This window comes from Streptomyces sp. NBC_01176 (assembly GCF_045039825.1).
GTDB lineage: Bacteria > Actinomycetota > Actinomycetes > Streptomycetales > Streptomycetaceae > Streptomyces.
Map to the genome: position 1 here is coordinate 7,019,547 of NZ_CP108600.1, position 20,075 is coordinate 7,039,621.

Genomic DNA, 20,075 nt, shown 5'->3' on the forward strand with positions numbered 1-20,075 from the left:
CCCGGGGCGTGACGCCCCGGGCGACCCCCCGTGGTCAGATCCCGAGCTGCTTCGTCTCGTTCAGCCGCGCGATCGCGTCCTTGTCGCCGTCCAGCTCCACGTCGGCCGCCTTCTGCCGCCCGAACGCGAACATCAGCAGCTCCGAGGGCTCACCGGTCACGGTCACGACCGGCGTGCCCTTGTGCGCGACCGCCGTCTGGCCGTCCGGGCGGCGCAGCACCAGTCCGGTCGGGGCGCCCCGGCCGGCCAGCCGCGCCGTGCGCTCCAGCCGGGACCACAGGGCGTCCTGGAAGACCGGGTCCAGCTCGCGCGGCGTCCAGTCGGGCTGCGCCCGCCGTACGTCCTCGGTGTGGACGTAGAACTCCACCGTGTTCGAGGCCTCGTCGATCTGCTTCAGGGAGAAGGGCGACAGGCGCGGCGGCCCCGTACGGATCAGCTGGATCAGCTCCTCGTACGGCTTCTCCGCGAACTCCGCCTGCACCCGCTCCAGGCGCGGCGCGAGCTGCTTGATCAGCAGCCCGCCCGCGGCGTCGGCGCGGCGCTCGCGCACCACCACGTGCGCGGCGAGATCACGGGTGTTCCAGCCCTCGCACAGGGTGGGGGCGTTCGGGCCCGCGGTCTCCAACAGGTCGGCGAGCAGAAGTCGTTCACGCTTGGCATGGGTCGACATGCCGGCAAGCCTACGGCCGCCCCGCCACTCCGCCCAGTGGAAGCAGGCGAACCGGGGACACCGGAGGACACCGGGTCCGGCCTGTGGACAACCGCCGGACACGCCCCGGCGGCGCGGCACAATGGTCTCCATGACCAGCACGCCCCCGCCCAGCGGGCCCAGCAGCCTCGACCCCGAGATCGCCGCGCGCCTCAAGCGCAGCGCCGACGGACTCGTCCCCGCCATCGCCCAGCAGTACGACACCGGTGAGGTGCTGATGCTCGGCTGGATGGATGACGAGGCACTGCATCGCACGCTCACCACGGGCCGCTGCACCTACTGGTCGCGCAGCCGCGGGGAGTACTGGGTGAAGGGCGACACCTCCGGCCACTTCCAGTGGGTGAAGTCCGTCGCGCTCGACTGCGACGCCGACACCGTTCTCGTCAGGGTCGACCAGGTCGGCGCCGCCTGTCACACCGGGGAGCGCACCTGCTTCGACGCCGACGTGCTGCTCGAGGACGCCGTCACCGACGCGGCGTCACGAGGTCAGTAAGGTCATCCGCCATGGACCTCGAGACCTTCCGCAAGCTGGCCACCGACCGCCGTGTCATCCCCGTCAGCCGCAAGCTCCTCGCGGACGGCGACACGCCGGTCGCGCTCTACCGCAAGCTGGCCGCGGAGCGTCCCGGCACCTTCCTCCTGGAGTCCGCGGAGAACGGCCGCGCCTCCTTCGCCTGGTCCCGCTACTCCTTCGTCGGCGTCCGCAGCCACGCCACCCTCACGGAGCGCGACGGCCAGGCCCACTGGCTGGGCACCCCGCCCGTCGGCGTCCCCGTCGAGGGCGATCCGCTCGCCGCCCTGCGCGCCACCATCGAGGCGCTCCACACCCCGCGCGGCGAGGGCCTGCCCCCGTTCACCGGCGGCATGGTCGGCTATCTGGGCTACGACATCGTCCGCCGCCTGGAGAGGATCGGCCCCGGCGAGCGCGACGACCTGAAACTCCCCGAGCTGACCATGCTGCTCACCAGCGACCTCGCGGTCATGGACCACTGGGACGGCTCGGTCCAGCTGATCGCCAACGCGATCAACCACAACGACCTCGATACGGGCGTCGACGAGGCCTACGCCGACGCGATCGCCCGCCTCGACGCCATGGAGGCCGACCTCTCGCGCGCCGTCTCGCAGCCCCCCGCCGCGCTGCCGCCCTCCGAGCTGCCCGAGTACACCGCGCTGTGGGGCGGCCCCGACTTCCAGCGCGCCGTCGAGGACGTCAAGGAACGCATCCGGGCGGGCGAGGCCTTCCAGGTCGTGCCGTCCCAGCGCTTCGAGACACCGTGCACGGCCAGTGCGCTGGACGTGTACCGGGTGCTGCGGGCGACCAACCCGTCCCCGTACATGTACCTCTTCCGCTTCGACGGGTTCGACGTCGTCGGATCGTCCCCGGAGGCCCTCGTCAAGGTCGAGGACGGGCAGGCGATGGTGCACCCCATCGCGGGCACCCGGCCGCGCGGCGGCACCGTCCAGGAGGACCAGGCCCTCGCCGACGAGCTGATCGCCGACCCCAAGGAGCGCGCCGAGCACCTGATGCTCGTCGACCTCGGACGCAACGACCTCGGACGGGTCTGCGAGCCCGGCTCGGTCGAGGTCGTCGACTTCATGTCCATCGAGCGGTACTCGCACGTGATGCACATCGTCTCCACCGTCACCGGCCGCGTCGCGGCGGGCCGCACGGCCTTCGACGTCCTCACCGCCTGCTTCCCCGCGGGCACCCTCTCCGGCGCCCCCAAGCCGCGCGCGATGCAGATCATCGACGAGCTGGAGCCCTCCCGGCGCGGCGTGTACGGCGGCTGCGTCGGCTACCTCGACTTCGCGGGCGACTCCGACACGGCCATCGCCATCCGTACGGCCCTGCTGCGCGACGGCACCGCATACGTGCAGGCGGGCGCCGGAATCGTCGCGGACTCGGACCCCGTCGCCGAGGACGACGAGTGCCGCAACAAGGCGGCCGCCGTCCTGCGCGCGGTGCACACGGCCAACCGGCTCGGGCAGTAGGACAAGGCTCACGTGAACCCCGGGTGACGGTTCGCCCGGGGTTCAGGCGATAGTGGGGTACGTGACTGCCGTACCTTCCCCCCGATCCGAAGCCGCCGGCCCCGCCCGGGCCGGCCGCCGCAGCCTTGGCATCGCCCTGCTCTGCGGCGCCCTCGGCGCGGCAGTGGCCCTGCTCGCCACCCGGCAGAACTGGTCTCAGGGCACGGCGACGGTCGCCGGCGGCGCCTTCCCGCTGACCGCCAGGGGCAGCGACGTCACGGGCGTGCCCGCGGCGCTCGCCGTGGTGGGCCTCGCCGCGCTCGTCGCCGTCTTCGCCGTCCGCCGTTCCGGACGCCTGCTGGTCTCCGCGCTGCTCGCGCTCTCCGGCGCGGGCACGGTCGTCGCGGCGGTGCTCGGCGCGGGCGACGACTCCGCGCTCGACGAGAAGGCCGCGGCAGCCTCCGGCGACACCGCCGCGACCGCGGACGCCCTCAGCCACACCGCCTGGCCGTACGTCGCCGCGGCGGGCGGTGCCCTCATCCTCCTCGCCGGGCTGCTCGCCCTGCGCTACGGACGGCTGTGGCCCGCGATGTCGGGGCGCTACGAGCGCGACGGGACGCCCCGGCCGCGCAAGGCCAAACCTGTCGACCCCGACCGGCCCGAGGACCTCTGGAAGGCCCTCGACCGCGGCGAGGACCCCACGGGGCCGGATCCGGCCGGGACCTAGCCCCTGGGTCCACGGGCCCCTCCCAGGGTCCTCCGCGGGCCCCGGGACCCGGACCTCCGTCGCGACGTGACGCATCAGACGTGCGAGGAGCGACCCCCGCGCTCACGATGGACGTCCGAGTACGGGACAATGGACGGTGAGCGTCCGACTCACACACGCACACAGCAACGAGGAGCAAGTCATGGCGGGCAGCAGCCACGGTCACACCCCGGCCGCCTGGACCGGTGTCATCATCGCCTTCATCGGTTTCTGCGTCTCCGGTGCCTTCATGGTGATGGCCGACCCGCTGGGCTTCTGGGCCGGCATGGTCATCGTTCTGCTCGGCGGTGTCGTCGGCATGGCGATGCGCGCGGCGGGTCTGGGCCAGCCGAGGACCAAGGCCGCGTCCGTCTCCACCCCGCCCGTCCGTGAGGCCGTCGGCGCCGAGAGCTGACCCCGCGAAGCTTCTCCAGAGGCGGTCCCGGCGCCCGGGACCGCCTCTCGCGTGTCCGCGACGCGCGCCCCGCGCGCGAGAGGGGCAGAATGCGTCACGTGACCGCCGAAACCCAGAGGGCACCGCGCACGAGCGCCCCGCCCGCACTGCGACGGCTCGGCGTCCCGGCAGGCGTGCTCGGGGCCGTCGTGGCCGCCTTCGCGTACGTCGGGGCGGTGGACCCCAATCAGCCGGGGCACTACCCCGTCTGCCCGCTGCTGCGCTTCACGGGCGTGTACTGCCCCGGCTGCGGCGGTCTGCGCAGTGCGCACGCCTTCGTGCACGGGGACCTCGCGACGGCGCTCACGGACAACGCGCTCGCCGTCGTGGGCTATGTGGCCTTCGCGGCGGTGTGGACCGTCTGGGTGATCCGTTCGGTGCGCGGCCGGCCCCTACGGGCCGACCTCGGACCCGTGCATCTGTGGAGCGCCGGCGCCGTGGTGCTGGTTTTCACGGTTGTCCGGAACCTGCCCTTCGGTGGCTGGCTGCACCCTTGATCAAATGACAAATGTCCAGGTAGTGGGACCGGCGTCAACCGGATGTGAGGCATGGCTCTTCCTCCGGATACCATCGGAGTGACCCGTCAGGACCGCCGGGACGGCGGTGCCGGGTCGACAGGCTCAACCGCTTCAACCGTTCACCGTCAGGGAAGGGGGCCGCTCGCGTGAGTGTGCTCGACGAGATCATCGACGGAGTCCGTGCCGACCTCGCGGAGCGGCAGGCGCGCGTCAGCCTCGACGAGCTCAAGGAGCGCGCGGCGAAGGCTCCTGCGGCCAAGGACGGCGTGGCAGCCCTGCGGGGTGACGGCGTCAAGGTCATCTGCGAAGTCAAGCGCTCCAGCCCGTCCAAGGGCGCGCTCGCCGCGATCGCCGACCCGGCCGGACTGGCCGCGGACTACGAGGCGGGCGGCGCGTCCGTCATCTCGGTCCTGACCGAGCAGCGCCGCTTCGGCGGCTCGCTGGCCGACCTGGAGGCCGTCCGCGCCAAGGTCGACATCCCCGTGCTGCGCAAGGACTTCATCGTCACGTCGTACCAGCTGTGGGAGGCCCGCGCGTACGGCGCCGACCTCGCTCTGCTGATCGTGGCCGCCCTCGACCAGCCGGCCCTGGAGTCCCTCATCGAGCGTGCCGAGTCCATCGGGCTCACGCCGATCGTCGAGGTGCACGACGAGGACGAGGCCGAGCGGGCGGTGGACGCAGGCGCCAAGGTCATCGGCGTCAACGCGCGCAATCTGAAGACCCTCAAGGTGGACCGCTCCACCTTCGAGCGGGTCGCTCCCGAGATCCCGGCCGGTGTCGTCAAGGTCGCCGAGTCCGGCGTCCGCGGGCCGCACGACCTCATCGCGTACGCCAACGCGGGCGCCGACGCGGTCCTGGTCGGCGAGTCCCTCGTCACCGGGCGTGACCCGAGGACGGCGGTCTCCGACCTCGTCGCGGCCGGGGCCCACCCCGCGCTGCGGCACGGACGGGGCTGACGGACCGGTGGCCACCCCGACCCACGCCCTCGCCGTTCACCGCCCGGGCCCGCGCCCGGACGGTGGTCCGGTGCGCGTGCGGTCGGCCGCTCCCGGCTCGGCCCACGACCTGAACGCGGGCCGGCTCTGCGCACGGTCCGCCGTGACGCTCCCGCCCGCCTCGGCGGCCCGGGACCCGTATGCCCGGCTCGCCCGCGGCTGCCGTCCGCGCGGCTGCCGGGCTCCGGCCCGCCGCGTCCACGGACGCCGGGTCCGCTATGTCATCGGCGACGAACCGGGCCAGGTGAACGGCATGCGATGGCGCCCCGGCGCACACGCACTCGCGTCGTCTCCGGCCGGCTCCGCTCCGCGGACGGGTTGAACGGGGGCCAGGACCACCGGTCCGTCCGTCGGCTGCCCGCCCTCGGGCGGGGACCCGCTCCGGTCCGCCGATTCCCGTCGGCGGCTGCGAACCGTCCCGGCACCGTGAGGACCGCCCAGGGACCGTCCTGGCACCTGTGAGACATCCCGGGCTACACCCGCCTCGTGGGTTTCCCCGGCGTCTCCACAGGCCCTTTCGTGGCCGCCGCGGGGAGGTCGCCGGCGGGTCCTGACGGTCAGCCGACCGGTCCGGACGGTCAGTGACCGGCCGCGACGGTTCGCCGGGCGTGCCGGTTCAGGCCCGGCGGGCCCGAGGACGACGCGGTGCGTGTGCGTGCGTGCATGGCTGATGTGATCCCATGTCCGACCTTCAACCGGGGCTTTCGCCCCTGCGAGGTAACCGCATGCCCAGCGAGTTCTTCATTCCCGACCCCGAGGGTCAGGTCCCCAGCGCCGAGGGGTACTTCGGCGCGTTCGGCGGCAAGTTCATCCCGGAGGCGCTCGTCGCCGCCGTGGACGAGGTCGCCGTCGAGTACGACAAGGCGAAGGCGGATCCCGAGTTCGCGCGTGAACTCGACGATCTGCTCGTCCACTACACGGGACGCCCGAGCGCACTGACCGAGGTGTCGCGCTTCGCGGAACACGCCGGTGGCGCCCGGGTGTTCCTCAAGCGCGAGGACCTCAACCACACCGGCTCCCACAAGATCAACAACGTTCTCGGCCAGGCCCTGCTCACCAGGCGGATGGGCAAGACGCGCGTCATCGCCGAGACCGGGGCGGGGCAGCACGGGGTGGCCACGGCCACCGCCTGCGCGCTGTTCGGCCTCGAGTGCACCATCTACATGGGTGAGATCGACACCCGGCGGCAGGCACTCAACGTCGCCCGTATGCGGATGCTCGGCGCCGAGGTCATCGCCGTGAAGTCGGGCAGCCGCACCCTCAAGGACGCCATCAACGAGGCGTTCCGGGACTGGGTCGCCAACGTCGACCACACCCACTACCTCTTCGGGACCGTCGCGGGTCCGCACCCCTTCCCGGCCATGGTCCGCGACTTCCACCGGGTGATCGGGGTCGAGGCCAGACGGCAGATCCTGGAGCGCGCCGGCCGCCTTCCCGACGCCGCCATCGCGTGCGTCGGCGGCGGCTCCAACGCCATCGGGCTCTTCCACGCCTTCATCCCGGACGCCGGTGTGCGTCTCATCGGCTGCGAGCCCGCGGGCCACGGCATCGAGACCGGTGAGCACGCCGCGACCCTGACCGCGGGCGAGCCCGGCATCCTGCACGGCTCGCGGTCCTACGTCCTCCAGGACGAGGAGGGGCAGATCACCGAGCCGTACTCCATCTCGGCCGGCCTCGACTACCCCGGCATCGGCCCCGAGCACGCCTACCTCAAGGACAGCGGCCGCGGCGAGTACCGCGCGGTCACCGACGACGCGGCCATGCAGGCACTGCGCCTGCTCTCCCGTACCGAGGGCATCATCCCGGCGATCGAGAGCGCCCACGCGCTCGCCGGGGCCCTGGAGGTCGGCAGGGAGCTGGGCGAGGACGGGCTGATCATCGTCAACCTGTCCGGTCGCGGCGACAAGGACATGGACACGGCCGCCCGCTACTTCGGCCTGTACGACGAGGGCGCCGACGCGGCCGTCCCCGCGGACGCGGACAACGAGCACGCCGAGATCGAGGGGGACGCGAAGTGAGCGGCAACATCCAGCTGTTGAGCGACACCCTCGCCGGCGCACGGGCGGAGGGGCGGTCCGCCCTCATCGCGTACCTGCCGGCCGGCTTCCCGACCGTCGACGGCGGCATCGCGGCGGTCAAGGCCGCCTTCGAGGGCGGCGCCGACGTCGTCGAGGTCGGTCTGCCGCACAGCGACCCGGTCCTCGACGGTCCCGTCATCCAGACCGCCGACGACATCGCCCTGCGCGGCGGGGTCAAGATCGCCGACGTCATGCGGACCGTCCGGGAGGCCTTCGAGGCCACCGGCAAGCCCGTGCTCGTGATGACGTACTGGAATCCGATCGACCGCTACGGCGTCGAGCGCTTCACCGCCGAACTGGCGGAGGCGGGCGGCGCGGGCTGCATCCTGCCCGACCTGCCCGTGCAGGAGTCGGCGCTGTGGCGGGAGCACGCCGAGAAGCACGGGCTCGCGACCGTCTTCGTCGTCGCGCCCAGCAGCAAGGACGCCCGGCTCGCCGAGATCACGGCGGCGGGTTCCGGTTTCGTCTACGCGGCCTCGCTGATGGGTGTCACGGGTACCCGGGAGTCGGTGGGGGCCCAGGCGCAGGACCTGGTGCGGCGCACCAAGGCCACCACCGGTCTGCCGGTCTGTGTCGGACTCGGCGTCTCCAACGCCGCCCAGGCCTCCGAGGTGGCCGGCTTCGCCGACGGAGTGATCGTCGGCTCGGCCTTCGTGAAGCGGATGCTGGACGCGCCGGACGAGGCGGCGGCCCTGGAAGGCGTACGGGCGCTCGCGGGCGACCTGGCGAAGGGTGTGCGCGGAACACCGTGACGGGCAGCGGTTCAGACGCATAGGTTCAGGCACGTAAGGGACAATCCGCTCACTCGAACGGGTGGACCTGGGACCGGGGAGGCGCGCTGCGCCTCCCCGGTTCGTTCTGCCGGATGTGAGCGAGAAGAACCGTGAGGGAAAGAGCACCGCCCGTGAGCGGCTGGCGGCAGAGCGACAGAGGCAGAAGGGTGCGGAGAAGCGCCGCCGGGCGCTGATCGTGGGCGCGTCGGTGGTGTGCGTTCTCGCCCTGGCCGCGGTGGTGGGCGTGCTGGCCGCCGGCGCGGGCAAGGACAAGAAGAACACCGCGGCGGGACCGGTCGTGTCGCCCTCGGGGGCGACCGGCAAGGACGGCCTCGCGATCCCCGTGGGCAAGGACGGCGCCAAGTCGACGCTCACGGTCTGGGAGGACTTCCGCTGCCCGGCCTGTCAGTCCTTCGAGACGCGGTACCGCCCGACGATCCACCAGTTGGTGGACGCCGGTCAGCTGAAGGTCGAATACCACCTGGTCACGCTGATCGACGGCAACACGGGAGGCAGTGGCTCCCGGCACGCGGCCAACGCGGCGGCCTGTGCCCAGGACGCGGGCAAGTTCGTCGCCTACCACGACGTGCTGTACGCGAACCAGCCCCAGGAGACCGACGACGCCTTCGCGGACAACGCCAAGCTCCTCGAGCTGGCGGGCAAGGTCGGCGGTCTCGACACCCCGGGCTTCCGCGCCTGCGTCAACGACGGCAGGCACGACAGCTGGGTGACGAAGTCGAACGCGGCGTTCCAGAACAGCGGCTTCACCGGCACCCCGACGGTGCTGCTGGGCGGCAAGAACATCTACGCGGACCAGACCATGACGCCCGCGAAGCTCAAGCAATTGGTGCAGGCGGAGAACAAGCGCTGAGCCCCCGACCCGCGACGCCTCCGAACCCGCGACGCCCCCGGCCTGCCAAGGGTCCGGGGGCGCCGCCCGTTATGGACCCGTTGCCGGGGCGCCCGCCGCGGGTCCCGTCCGGCACGGTAGCGTCGACCCTGCCATGGAAATTGCCTACATTCCCAGCCCGTCGCACGGTGTGCTGCACCTCGGCCCCATTCCGCTGCGCGGCTACGCGTTCTGCATCATCATCGGCGTCTTCGTAGCCGTCTGGCTCGGCAACAAGCGCTGGATCGCCCGGGGAGGGCGGGCCGGCACGGTGGCCGACATCGCGGTGTGGGCCGTGCCGTTCGGTCTCGTCGGCGGCCGTCTCTACCACGTGATCACGGACTACGAGCTGTACTTCAGCGAGGGCCGCGACTGGGTGGACGCCTTCAAGGTGTGGCAGGGCGGCCTCGGCATCTGGGGCGCCATCGCGCTCGGTGCGGTGGGCGCATGGATCGGCTGTCGTCGGCGCGGCATCCCGCTGCCCGCGTGGGCCGACGCCCTCGCGCCCGGCATCGTCTTCGCGCAGGCCATCGGGCGCTGGGGCAACTGGTTCAACCAGGAGCTGTACGGCAAGGCCACGGACGTGCCCTGGGCGCTGCACATCACGTCCGCCACGGACGGGCGGGTGCCGGGGTACTACCACCCGACCTTCCTGTACGAGTCGCTGTGGTGCGTCGGCGTCGGCTTCCTGGTCATCTGGGCGGACCGCCGCTTCACGCTGGGTCACGGACGGGCGTTCGCGCTGTACGTCGCCGCGTACTGCGTCGGCCGCGGCTGGATCGAGTACATGCGCGTCGACGACGCTCACCACTTCCTGGGCCTGCGTCTCAACGACTGGACCGCGATGGTGGTCTTCGTGCTCGCGGTGACCTACATCGTGGTCTCGGCGCGGCTGCGGCCCGGACGTGAGGAGATCGTCGAGCCGGGTGCGGACGCCTCCGGCGAGGGCGAGGGCGAGGGCGACGGTGACGCCGGGTCCGGCGCTTCGGTCGGCCTCGACAAGAAGGCCGACGAGAAGTCCGACGAGAAGGCCGACAGGAAGCCGGGCGACCAGGCCGACGGCGAGTCGGACGAGAAGATCGGCGTCGGCGAGAAGGCTGCCGGCAAGGCGGGCGAGAAGACCGACGAGAGGACCGGGGAGTCCTCCGGCAGCGGGAAGCCCGGAGCGAAGGCCCCGGGCAAGACGGCCGGTGACGCGGACGCGGAGCACGGTACGGGTGCGACATCCGGGGCGGCGGCCGACGCCGAACCCGGCGCCGAGGTGTCCGCGGATTCCGCCGGTGCCGCGAAGAGCGAGGCGGAGTCGGCCAAGAAGGGCTGACGACCGGGTACGCCGAGGGGGCGCCGCGTCCGACGACGCGGCGCCCCCTCGTTCATGCCGTCAGGGCGTCGCGCCGGGCCAGTGCCAGGGTGCGGCGGGCGCACGCCACGACCGCGGCGTCCACGAAGCGGCCGTCGGGCAGGGCCTGGGCACCCGGCTCGATGCCGGCCGCCTCGACGACGGCCTCGGCGCTCTCCACCTCGGCCGGTGTCGGAAGGTAGGCGCGTTCGATCACCGGGAGCTGGCGGGGGTGGATGGCCGCGCGGCCGAGGAAGCCGAGGGTGCGCCCGTGGGCGCAGGAGGCGGCCAGTCCTTCCAGGTCCCGGATGTCGGGGTGGATGGACTGCGCGGGGGGTGAGAGTCCGGCGGCCCGGGCCGCGAGCACGATCCGGGCACGGGACCAGTCCAGGCCCGCGTCGTCACGTACACCCAGGTCGGCCCGGAGATCCGCCTCGCCGAGCCCGATGCCGCGCACGGTCGGGTGGGCCGAGGCGATGGCGAAGGCGTGTTCGACGCCGAGGGCCGTTTCCAGCAGGGCGTACAACGGGATCCCGCTGCCCTCGACGGCGGGTGCCGCGTGCTCCGCGACGTGGACGACGTCCGTGGGCGAGGCCACCTTGGGCAGCCGCAGGCCGGACAGGCCCGGGAGCGGGGAGAGGGTCTTGAGGTCGGCCTCGGCCAGGGGGCCGTCCAGCGCGTTCACCCGTACGTGGACCGGGACCGGGGGAGGGCCCGAGAGCAGCTCCGCGGTGGCGTCGCGGGCGTACTCCTTGCGGTCCGGTGCGACCGCGTCCTCCAGGTCGATCAGGACGATGTCCGCGCCCGAGGCGAGGGCCTTGACGACCACGTCCGGGCGGTCTCCGGGGGCGTACAGCCAGGTGAGCGGGAAGGCCGGGACCGTCACAGGGCGCCTTCCGATCTGAGGGCCGTGATCTCGGCGTCGGACAGTCCGAGCTCGGTGAGGACCGCGTCCGTGTCGGCGCCGTGCGGGCGGCCCGCCCAGCGGATCGCGCCGGGGGTGGAGGAGAGCCGGAAGAGCACGTTCTGCATGCGCAGGGGGCCGAGCTCCGGGTCGGCGACGGTGGTGATCGTGTCCAGCGCCTCGTACTGCGCGTCCTCCATCACATCGGTGATGTCCTGGATCGGGGCCACCGCCGCCTCCGCCTTCTCGAAGGCCTCCAGCACCTCGGCGCGGTCGCGGCGGGCGATCCAGGCGCCCACCGCCTCGTCCAGGACGTCCGCGTGGAGTGCCCGGTCCGCCCCGGTCGCGAACCACGGCTCGTCGATCAGGTCCGGGCGTCCGACCAGCCGCATCACCCGCTCGGCGATCGACTGCGCCGAGGTCGAGACGGCGACCCACGAGCCGTCCGCCGTGCGGTAGGTGTTGCGGGGCGCGTTGTTCGCGGAGCGGTTGCCGGTACGGGGCTGGACGTGGCCGAGCTGGTCGTACCAGAGCGGCTGCGGGCCCAGCACGGTGAGGATCGGCTCGATGATCGCCATGTCGACCACCTGGCCGAGGCCCGAGGTCTCACGGGCGCGCAGGGCCGTCATCACGGCGTACGCCGTCGTCAGGCCCGCGATCGAGTCGGCCAGGCCGAACGGGGGCAGGACCGGGGGCGTGTCCGGTTCACCGGTGATCGCCGCGAAGCCGCTCATGGCCTCCGCGAGCGTGCCGAAGCCGGGGCGGTGCGCATAGGGGCCGAACTGGCCGAAGGCGGTGACGCGGGCGAGGACGAGCCGGGGGTTGGCGGCCGACAGCTCCTCCCAGCCCAGGTCCCACTTCTCCAGGGTGCCGGGGCGGAAGTTCTCGACGATCACGTCGGCCTGTGCGGCGAGCCGCAGAAGGGTCGCGCGGCCACCGGGTCTCGACAGGTCGAGGGTGATCGTGCGCTTGTTGCGGCCGAGGAGTTTCCACCACAGGCCGATGCCGTCCTTCGACGGGCCGTGGCCCCGGGACGGGTCGGGCTTGGCCGGGTGCTCGACCTTGACGACCTCGGCGCCGAAGTCCCCGAGCAGGGTGGCGGCGAGCGGCCCGGCGAAGAGGGTGGCGAGGTCGAGGACGCGCAGGCCGGTGAGCGGGCCGGGCCCGGGGTGCGCGCTCATGACGTGGACTGCGCGTGGTGCGCGGGCAGCGAGGCCTGGGCGTCGATCTCGGAGCGGTACGGCATCGAGGACGTCGCCCCGATCCGCTGTACCGACAGCGCCGCGGCCGCGGACGCCCAGGCGAGGGCCTCGGGCATCGGCCGGCCCTCCGCGAGCGCGACCGCGAGGGTGCCGACGAAGGTGTCGCCCGCGCCGGTCGAGTCCACGGCGCTGACGCGGGGCGCGGGGACCGTGAGGGGGGCGGCGCCCCGGGCCGCGTACAGGCTGCCCGCGGCACCCAGGGTGACGACGACCTGCGGCACGAGGTCGAGCAGCGCGGTGGCCGCCTCGCGCGGGTCGGGGGTGCCGGTCAGTGCGGCGGCCTCGTACTCGTTCGGCACCAACAGGTCGATGGATGCGAGGAGTTGAGCCGGCAGGGGTTGTACGGGGGACGGGGTCAGGATGGTGCGGACGCCGTGCCGACGGGCCGCCTCGGCGCCCGCGACGACGGCGGCGAGCGGGATCTCCAGCTGGAGCAGGAGCGCGTCGGCGGTGGTGATCATGCCCTCGTCGCCGGGGGCGAGGTGGTCGACGGTGCCGTTGGCGCCGGGGATGACGACGATCGCGTTGCCGCCCTCGTCGTCCACCACGATGTGCGCGGTGCCGGACGGTCCCTCGGTGGTGCGCAGATGGTCGGTGTCCACGCCGGAGTGCTCCAGGGCGGAGCGGAGCTGGGGGCCGAAGGAGTCGACGCCGACCGCGCCGACCAACGTGACGTCGGCGCCCGCGTGGGCCGCGGCGACCGCCTGGTTGGCGCCCTTGCCGCCGGGGATCGTACGGAACTCCCGTCCCGTCACGGTCTCTCCGCGCTGCGGGGCCTTGGCGACGTACGTGACGAGGTCCATGTTCGTGCTGCCGAGCACGGCGATATGGGTCATGGGTGACGGGTCTCCCGGTGCGTGAGCTGGGCGAGGGTGTCGAAGCCGATGCCGTTGAAGTCGGCGAGGGAGGTGGCCAGGCGGTTCTTGAGCGGGGTGGTCCAGCGCTCCGGCAGGGCGGCGGGGGCGCCGGCGAGCAGGCCCGCGACGCTGCCCGCCGTGGCGCCGTTGGAGTCGGTGTCCCAGCCGCCGGACACCGCGCGGCAGACGGACCCGGTGAAGTCGCCGTCCGCGTGGGTGAGGGCGGCCGCGATCAGGGCGGTGTTGGGGAGGGCGTGCACCCAGTGGTAGTCGCCGTAGGTGGTGTGCAGGACGTCGACGACCTTCTCGAAGTCGACGGTCGAGTGGGCGAGCCGGACGGCGTGGTGGACCGCCTTCGCCAGCCGGGAGGCGGGCGGCACGACGGTCAGGCCGGTACGCAGGCAGGCGTGGATGTCGCTGCGGCCGGTGGCGGCCTCGGCGATGGTGGCCGCGGTGAACATGGCCGCGTACACGCCGTTCGCGGTGTGCGTGAGGGTGGCGTCGCGGTGGGCCTGTGCCGCGGCGGCGGCCGGGTCGCCGGGGTTCGTCCAGCCGTGGACGTCCGCGCGGATGAGGGCGCCGATCCATTCGCGGAAGGGGTTGCGGTGGTGGGCCGTGCGCGGGGGCTCGACGCCGGCGAGGAGGTTGCGGTAGGCGACGCGTTCCGCGGTGAAGGTGCGGCCGGCGGGGAGTTCGTCCAGCCAGAGGCGTGCCACGTCCGCGGTGGTGAACCGTTTCCCGTGGCGCTGGAGCAACAGGAGGTTGAGCAGGGGGTAGTTGAGGTCGTCGTCCTCGGGCATGCCGTCGATGTTCTCGGCGAGCGAGGTGGACGCCGAGCGCCTGTTCCAGGGGTACGCGTCGGTCAGCTCCGTGGGCAGGCCGCGGGCGGTGAACCAGGTGTGGAGGGGCCAGTTCCCGGTGGCCTTGGCCAGTGCGCGGATGCCCCGGAGGGGGAGTTTCTCGACGGGTTTGCCCAGCAGGCAGCCCGCGGCCCGGCCCAGCCAGGCGGCTTCCAGGCGGGGCACGGCGACGGCCGGGGAGACGCCAGGGACTCCGGGCGCGGCGGTGGGTGTGCCGCCGTCACGGTCGGCGGCCGGGTCCGGCTGCCGCGTGGGCCAGTCCGGGCAGCGGGCCATGACGGAGGCCAGTTCCGTCGGCTCGTGATCCGCCGACTCGCTCGGCAGGTCCGCGAGTTCGTCCAGCAGATCGGTCGCCAGGGCCCGCAGGTACGGTGAGGCGGGAGTGGCGGAGGCGCCGGCCCGCAGGGGGGCCCGCGGGCCGCCGGCCGCGTGCCAGCGCGCCGCGATGACATCGGCCTCGCGGCCGTCCTGGGCGGCCTGGTGGAGTTCGTGCCCGAGGAGGTCCTCGGGCTGGACCCAGGTCAGTCGGAGCATGGAAGCCCCGCAAGCGCGGCGTACGCCGCCTCGTGCGCGCGCCGGCGGCGTACGTCCCGGTCGAAGATCTCGCGGGTCACCTCCGCGAGGGCCGTCGCCGGGGCGTGCAGGTCGAGACGGCTTGCTTCCTCGACCGTCTTGGCCCAGTCGCGCGGGACCTCGGAACCGAGCGCGCCGGAGAGGGCCCCGGCCATCGTGGCGATGGAGTCGCAGTCGCGGCCGTAGTTCACCGAACCGAGGACCGCGTGCCGGAAGTCGCCGCCGGAGACCAGCAGCATGCCGAGCGCGACGGGGAGCTCCTCGATGGAGTGCAGACGGGAGGGGCGGCGGGCGCCGAGCGACGGGGTGCGGTAGTCAGGGCCCACCGTGTCGTAAGGGGCCACCGCCTCCCGCAGCGGGCGCAGCGCCGACTCGAAGTCCGAGTGGCGGGCGGCGACTTCGCAGACCGCCTCGATCGCGTCCCGGGTGCCGTCCTTCGCCAGGGCCAGACAGGCCGTGACGACCGAGTCCGGGGTCGCCCCGGGCGCGCACGCCGCGGCCACCCCCGCCGCCAGCACGCCCGCCGCCTCCCTGCCGTAGGAGGACTGGTGCGCGCCCGCGACGTCCAGTGCCTCGGTGTACGCGCCCGCCGGGTTGGCCGCGTTCACGAGTCCGACCGGTGCCATGTACATCGCGGCGCCGCAGTTGACGATGTTGCCAGCGCCCGCCTCCCGGGGGTCCACATGGCCGTAGTGGAGCCGGGTGACCAGCCACTTCTCGGCGAGGAAGATCCGCTGGAGCGGGAGCGCCTCCGCTTCCAGTTCCGGGATCCACCGGGGGGTGGTCATCAGGTCGGGGACCAGATGTCCGGCGACGGCGTAGGCGTCGAGGTGGTCGCGGACCGTGGTGTACACGCGGATCAGCGCGTGGGTCATGAGGGTGTCGTCGGTGACGTGCCCGTCGCCCTTGTGGTACGGGGCGATGGGGCGGGCGGTGCGCCAGGCGTCGCCGTTCCAGGGGCCGACGACGCCGTGCACGCGGCCGCCGTGCCGTTCGGTGATCTGCTCGGGGGTGTAGCCCTCGACGGGGCCGCCGAGCGCGTCGCCGACGGCGGCTCCGACGAGGGCTCCCGTGATCCGTTCGTCGAGGGTTCCCATTTCTACTTTTTTGGGCGTCATGCCCGAATCATCCCTCTGGGAGGGCCAGTTCCGTCGCTTCGAGCAGATCGGCGAGTCCGATGAGGTCCGTACCGGTGAGGCGGGGAAGCGCGCAGCCCGAGAGGATCCGGCAGGCGTCGCGCCAGGTGGCCGGGATCGCGGCGCCGCCGCCGAGCGCGCCGGTCAGCGCCCCCGCCAGGGCCGGGGCGGAGTCGGCGACGCGGGAGAGACAGGCGGCGGCGGGCACCGCCTCCGCGATCCGGCCGCGCGCCGCGGTGGCGAGGGCCAGGGCGACCGGAACGGTTTCCGCCGCCGCGACGCCGTAGCTGTATACGTGGTCGACGATCTGGTGCTCCAGGAGGGGCACCAGGGCGAAGGTGCCCTCGCTGTCGCGGGCGAGCCGCAGCGCGTGGCGCGCGTTGCGGCCGATCTCCGTCTCCTTGGGCAGTTCGGCGAGGGCGGCGTCCGCGCAGGCCTCGACGTCGGCCCCGGCGAGGGCGAGCGCGAGGGCGGCGGCCATGGCGCGGGCGCCGTGCACGCCGTCGCCGTCCTGGGTGTAGCGGGCGTCGAACTCGGCCAGTTCCGCGGCGAGCCGGGCGTCGCCCGGGTGGGCGATGGCGAGCACGCAGGCGCGGACGCAGGCCGCGTCGTCGAAGTAGTGCGGATTGTCGTGGCCGGTGGCGGGCGGGCGCAGGCCGGTGGCGAGGTTGCCGAGCCCGGCCCGCACGGAGATCCGGGCGCGCAGCGGCTGCAGCGCGGACTCGACCTCGGGGGCGCGCTCGGCGGCCGCGGCGACCTCGCTGGCGACGGCGTTCCAGGACAGGTCGATGGACGCCCGCATCCGCCGCGCCCGGCTGAGATCGCCGAGCGCGCCGGCGTCCCCGGCGCGCAGCACGGCCTCGGCGGCGAACGCCGCCCACTCGGCGTCGTCCGAGGGGCCGAGCCGCAGGGGCTCCGGCGGCTGGTTCAGGGCGATGGGCACCGGCAGGGTCGTCGTCGCGTTCTGTTCGGCGAACGTGTCCAGTTCCCTGGTCAGCCGCCGTGTCCACTCGGGCATGCGGGCGGCGCGGTGCCGGGCGGCGGGCCAGCCTGCGGCGTCGCCCGCGGCGAGGCCGAGCAGGAGGCCCTCGATACGGCGGGGGCGCGGGCCGGGCGTCGGGTCGGCGACCTCCGTGACGAGGACGTCCGGCGCCGAGGCCGCTCCCGCGCCGGTGTCGTCTCCCACGAGACCGGGACTCACGGGCGTACCTCCTCGTCGGCGGTGGCAAGGGCGGGGTGGATGGTGAGGGTCTGGTCCGCGGTGAGGACGGGGTGGGTGGTGAGGGTCTGGGCCGCGGGGGAGGTGTGGGTCGCGGTGACGGGCTGGGCCGCGGTGACGGGGTGGGCCGCGGTGAATACGGGGCCCGTGGTGAGGGTCGGGTCCGCGGGGCTGACGGAGTCGCTGGTGACGATCTGGTCCGCAGTGAGGACGGGGTGGGTGGTGAGGGTCTGGGCCGCGGGGGAGGTGTGGGCCGCGATGACGGGCTGGGCCGCGGGGGAGGTGTGGGCCGCGATGACGGGCTGGGCCGCGGTGACGGGGTGGGCCGCGGTGAATACGGGGCCGGTGGTGAGGGTCGGGTCCGCGGGGCTGACGGAGTCGCTGGTGAGGGTGTGGTCCGCGGTGAGGAGGTGATCCGCGGTGCTGACGGAGTCGGTGGTGAGCGTGCGGGGGCCGGGGCCGAGGGCGACGCCCGGTTCCGGACGCGGGGCCGCTCTCGTGCGGTCCGGATCGCGTGCGGGCCGTCTCCGCTCCCGTCGGGCGACACCGTCGTCCGGGCCCGGCGCCCGGGCGGCACCCGAACGCCACTTCTTGTCGTCCCCGGGGGTCAGCAGCTCCGCCACGTCCAGCACGTGGTGGCCCTCCATCGAGGGGAGGCAGCTGCCGCGCGCCGGGCCGATGGCCGCCGCCCAGGCGGCCGGGATCGCGCCGGCGCCCCGGGTCGCGCCGGCCAGCGCACCCGCCACCGCCGCCGTGGTGTCGGCGTCGCGGCCCATGTTGACGGCGGTGAGGACGGACTCGGTGAAGTCGCCGTCGGCGGCGGCGTACGCGCCGAAGGCCAGGGCGACGGCTTCGGGGGCCAGGTCCGTCCAGGGGTAGCCGCCGATGACGACCGCCGAGCGCACCGCGCGTTCGCCGCGGTGCGCGACCGCGATCGCGCGGCGCAGCGAACGGGCCGTCCAGGAGTCGTCCGGGATCACCGCGAGCGCGGAGGCGGCCACGGCGATCGTCGAGGCGCCCGCCATCGCCGCCGCGACCCCCGCCGCGACCGCCTGGCCGCCGTAGATGCCCTCACCGTCGTGGCTCACCGAACCGTCGATCGCCACCAGTCGCGCGGCCTCCGCGGGACGCCCCGCCGCGAAGACGCCGAAGGGGGCCGCGCGCATCGCCAGGCCGTCGCTCCACGCGTGCCGGTGCTGGGCCGAGATGGGGGCCGCCAGCCCCCGGCGGAGGTTCTCCAGGGTGCCGCGCTCGCTGAAGCCGGCGCCGCGGAACGGCCCCTCGTCACGGTCCGCGATCCACTGGTGCCAGGCCGACTCCACGTGCGCCACGGTGAGCGCCGAGCCGTGCCGGGCCAGCAGCAGTCCGGAGAAGATCGCGTACTCCGTGTCGTCCGTGCCGGCCGGATGCTCGGCGACGTAGCCCGTGATCCGGCCCCACTTCGCGCGGATCTCCGACGGCCGCATGTTCTCGGCGGGCGCGCCCAGCGCGTCCCCGACGGCGAGTCCGAGCAGCGCGCCGCGTGCCCGTTCGCGCAGACCGGTGGCGTCCCCGGGCGCCGGGACGGAGGGGATGCAGGCGATGGAAGCCATTCGGTGCCACTCCTCTCAGGGCCCAGAGCCCTTTGGGGATGTGTCCCACGGGAGGAGGCGCGCAGAGCCTCGCGCGGCCCCGTATTCACCCGGTCGACATCCGTGCAGGGCCCCTCACGGATGAGCGGGAAAGGGTAAAGGTGCAGGTTAGCCCAGCCTTTCCTTGCTGGCGGGCAGGAAATTCCAGGCGTACTTTTAGGGTTGTCGAAAAGTAGAAGCAGTCCAATCGCACGTTCTGGGGGACCGGTATGTCCATCATCGAGACCGAAGCCGCACTGCACGAGGCGCACCGGGACAACCACACCCACCGCGATGTGAACGGTGGCTGGCTGCGCCCGGCGGTGTTCGGCGCGATGGACGGGCTCGTCTCCAACCTCGCCCTGATGACCGGTGTCGCCGGCGGGTCCGTCTCCCACCAGACGATCGTCATCACCGGCCTCGCGGGCCTGGCCGCCGGAGCCTTCTCCATGGCCGCCGGCGAGTACACCTCCGTCGCCTCGCAGCGCGAACTCGTCGAGGCCGAGCTCGACGTGGAGCGCAGGGAGCTGCGAAAGCACCCCAAGGACGAGGAGCGTGAGCTCGCCGCGCTCTACGAGACCCGTGGCGTCGAGCCCGAACTGGCCCGCGAGGTCGCCAGGCAGCTGTCCCGCGACCCCGAGCAGGCCCTCGAGATCCACGCGCGCGAGGAGCTGGGCATAGACCCCGGCGACCTGCCCTCGCCCGCGGTCGCCGCCGTGTCGAGCTTCGGCTCCTTCGCCCTGGGCGCTCTGCTTCCGCTGCTCCCGTACCTGCTCGGCGCGACCGTCCTGTGGCCCGCGCTGCTGCTCGCGCTGATCGGACTCTTCGCGTGCGGCGCCGTGGTGGCCCGGGTGACGGCGCGGTCCTGGTGGTACAGCGGAATCCGGCAGCTCGCGCTCGGCGGCGCCGCGGCGGGTGTGACGTACGTCCTGGGCAGTCTGTTCGGTACCGCCGTAGGATGATGTATAGCGGGGCTATGCAAGGGACTGCATAAGTAGCCGTTACTCGCTGGTTTCGAATACTTAACCACTGGGCATGAGCCGTAAGCGCTGCGGGCAATGAGGCCTGCTCCGCACCACCGCGGCGGGCGACGTTGCCTGCCGGGCCCCCGGCCCCGCGGACACCGATCTGTCCGACTGGGTCCCCATCTCGCTCCAGTGCCGTGCGCGGTACCCCCGCCGCG

The 20,075-nt window shown here is 73.4% G+C and carries 19 protein-coding genes and 1 pseudogene; 12 read left to right on the forward strand and 8 right to left on the reverse strand.

What is annotated here, in order from left to right; all coding sequences use genetic code 11:
- Positions 1-34 precede the first annotated feature (34 nt).
- A complete protein-coding gene (locus OG199_RS30360; protein WP_356806809.1) occupies positions 35-670 on the reverse strand; it encodes a TIGR03085 family metal-binding protein in 636 nt (211 codons plus the stop codon).
- A 130-nt stretch (positions 671-800) separates the two neighbouring features.
- On the opposite strand from OG199_RS30360, the gene hisI reads away from it, so the two are divergent.
- The 11 genes from hisI (at position 801) to lgt (ending at position 10,453) form a co-directional block, all read left to right on the forward strand.
- Complete coding sequence (gene hisI / locus OG199_RS30365) at positions 801-1,202, forward strand: phosphoribosyl-AMP cyclohydrolase (RefSeq protein WP_356806811.1); 402 nt, start codon at positions 801-803, stop codon at positions 1,200-1,202.
- An 11-nt stretch (positions 1,203-1,213) separates the two neighbouring features.
- On the forward strand, positions 1,214-2,701 hold the full coding sequence (locus OG199_RS30370; protein WP_356806813.1) for an anthranilate synthase component I: 1,488 nt from the start codon (positions 1,214-1,216) through the stop codon (positions 2,699-2,701).
- Positions 2,702-2,753: 52 nt separating this feature from the next.
- Positions 2,754-3,407, forward strand: coding sequence for a TIGR02234 family membrane protein (locus OG199_RS30375; protein ID WP_356806815.1), 654 nt, complete (start codon positions 2,754-2,756; stop codon positions 3,405-3,407).
- Between the two features lie 181 nt (positions 3,408-3,588).
- Positions 3,589-3,840 (forward strand): HGxxPAAW family protein, encoded by a 252-nt coding sequence (locus OG199_RS30380; RefSeq protein WP_356806817.1) that lies wholly within the window; start codon positions 3,589-3,591, stop codon positions 3,838-3,840.
- Between the two features lie 89 nt (positions 3,841-3,929).
- Positions 3,930-4,376, forward strand: a complete 447-nt coding sequence (locus tag OG199_RS30385) for a DUF2752 domain-containing protein (protein WP_405832143.1) — start codon at positions 3,930-3,932, stop codon at positions 4,374-4,376.
- A 167-nt stretch (positions 4,377-4,543) separates the two neighbouring features.
- The gene (gene trpC / locus OG199_RS30390) at positions 4,544-5,353 is read left to right on the forward strand and encodes an indole-3-glycerol phosphate synthase TrpC (RefSeq protein WP_401798627.1); all 810 of its coding nucleotides are present in this window, start codon (positions 4,544-4,546) and stop codon (positions 5,351-5,353) included.
- 142 nt (positions 5,354-5,495) lie between these two features.
- Positions 5,496-5,714 (forward strand): tryptophan biosynthesis modulator TrpM, encoded by a 219-nt coding sequence (gene trpM / locus OG199_RS30395; RefSeq protein ID WP_323138452.1) that lies wholly within the window; start codon positions 5,496-5,498, stop codon positions 5,712-5,714.
- A 403-nt stretch (positions 5,715-6,117) separates the two neighbouring features.
- Positions 6,118-7,410 carry a tryptophan synthase subunit beta gene (gene trpB, locus OG199_RS30400; protein ID WP_356805600.1) on the forward strand — a complete coding sequence of 431 codons (1,293 nt, stop codon included), beginning with the start codon at positions 6,118-6,120 and terminating at the stop codon, positions 7,408-7,410.
- On the forward strand, positions 7,407-8,222 hold the full coding sequence (gene trpA / locus OG199_RS30405; protein WP_356805599.1) for a tryptophan synthase subunit alpha: 816 nt from the start codon (positions 7,407-7,409) through the stop codon (positions 8,220-8,222). The genes trpB and trpA overlap by 4 nt, the downstream gene beginning before the upstream one ends.
- Before the next feature lie 115 nt (positions 8,223-8,337).
- A complete protein-coding gene (locus OG199_RS30410; RefSeq protein WP_356805598.1) occupies positions 8,338-9,114 on the forward strand; it encodes a thioredoxin domain-containing protein in 777 nt (258 codons plus the stop codon).
- A 133-nt stretch (positions 9,115-9,247) separates the two neighbouring features.
- Positions 9,248-10,453 carry a prolipoprotein diacylglyceryl transferase gene (gene lgt, locus OG199_RS30415; RefSeq protein WP_405832144.1) on the forward strand — a complete coding sequence of 402 codons (1,206 nt, stop codon included), beginning with the start codon at positions 9,248-9,250 and terminating at the stop codon, positions 10,451-10,453.
- Between the two features lie 52 nt (positions 10,454-10,505).
- Here lgt and OG199_RS30420 read toward each other — a convergent pair whose 3' ends face one another.
- From OG199_RS30420 to OG199_RS30450, 7 genes and pseudogenes are all read right to left on the reverse strand, one after another.
- Complete coding sequence (locus tag OG199_RS30420; RefSeq protein ID WP_356805594.1) at positions 10,506-11,357, reverse strand: CoA ester lyase; 852 nt, start codon at positions 11,355-11,357, stop codon at positions 10,506-10,508.
- Positions 11,354-12,556, reverse strand: coding sequence for a CoA transferase (locus OG199_RS30425; RefSeq protein ID WP_356805592.1), 1,203 nt, complete (start codon positions 12,554-12,556; stop codon positions 11,354-11,356). Before OG199_RS30425 ends, OG199_RS30420 begins: the two co-directional genes overlap by 4 nt.
- Positions 12,553-13,473, reverse strand: coding sequence for a ribokinase (gene rbsK / locus OG199_RS30430; RefSeq protein ID WP_356805590.1), 921 nt, complete (start codon positions 13,471-13,473; stop codon positions 12,553-12,555). The genes OG199_RS30425 and rbsK overlap by 4 nt, the downstream gene beginning before the upstream one ends.
- Positions 13,470-14,888: an ADP-ribosylglycohydrolase family protein gene (locus tag OG199_RS30435; RefSeq protein ID WP_405832147.1), complete on the reverse strand. Its 1,419-nt coding sequence runs from the start codon at positions 14,886-14,888 to the stop codon at positions 13,470-13,472. Before OG199_RS30435 ends, rbsK begins: the two co-directional genes overlap by 4 nt.
- Entirely contained in the window at positions 14,876-16,045 is a 1,170-nt protein-coding gene (locus tag OG199_RS30440; protein ID WP_405832149.1) for an ADP-ribosylglycohydrolase family protein, read from the reverse strand. Before OG199_RS30440 ends, OG199_RS30435 begins: the two co-directional genes overlap by 13 nt.
- A gap of 7 nt (positions 16,046-16,052) precedes the next feature.
- Positions 16,053-17,156, reverse strand: coding sequence for an ADP-ribosylglycohydrolase family protein (locus tag OG199_RS30445; RefSeq protein ID WP_323138451.1), 1,104 nt, complete (start codon positions 17,154-17,156; stop codon positions 16,053-16,055).
- 683 nt (positions 17,157-17,839) lie between these two features.
- Positions 17,840-18,874, reverse strand: a pseudogene (locus tag OG199_RS30450) (ADP-ribosylglycohydrolase family protein); the annotation flags it as partial.
- A 248-nt stretch (positions 18,875-19,122) separates the two neighbouring features.
- Here OG199_RS30450 and OG199_RS30455 point away from each other — a divergent pair.
- Positions 19,123-19,854, forward strand: coding sequence for a VIT1/CCC1 transporter family protein (locus OG199_RS30455; RefSeq protein WP_356805584.1), 732 nt, complete (start codon positions 19,123-19,125; stop codon positions 19,852-19,854).
- The last annotated feature ends 221 nt before the right edge of the window (positions 19,855-20,075 follow it).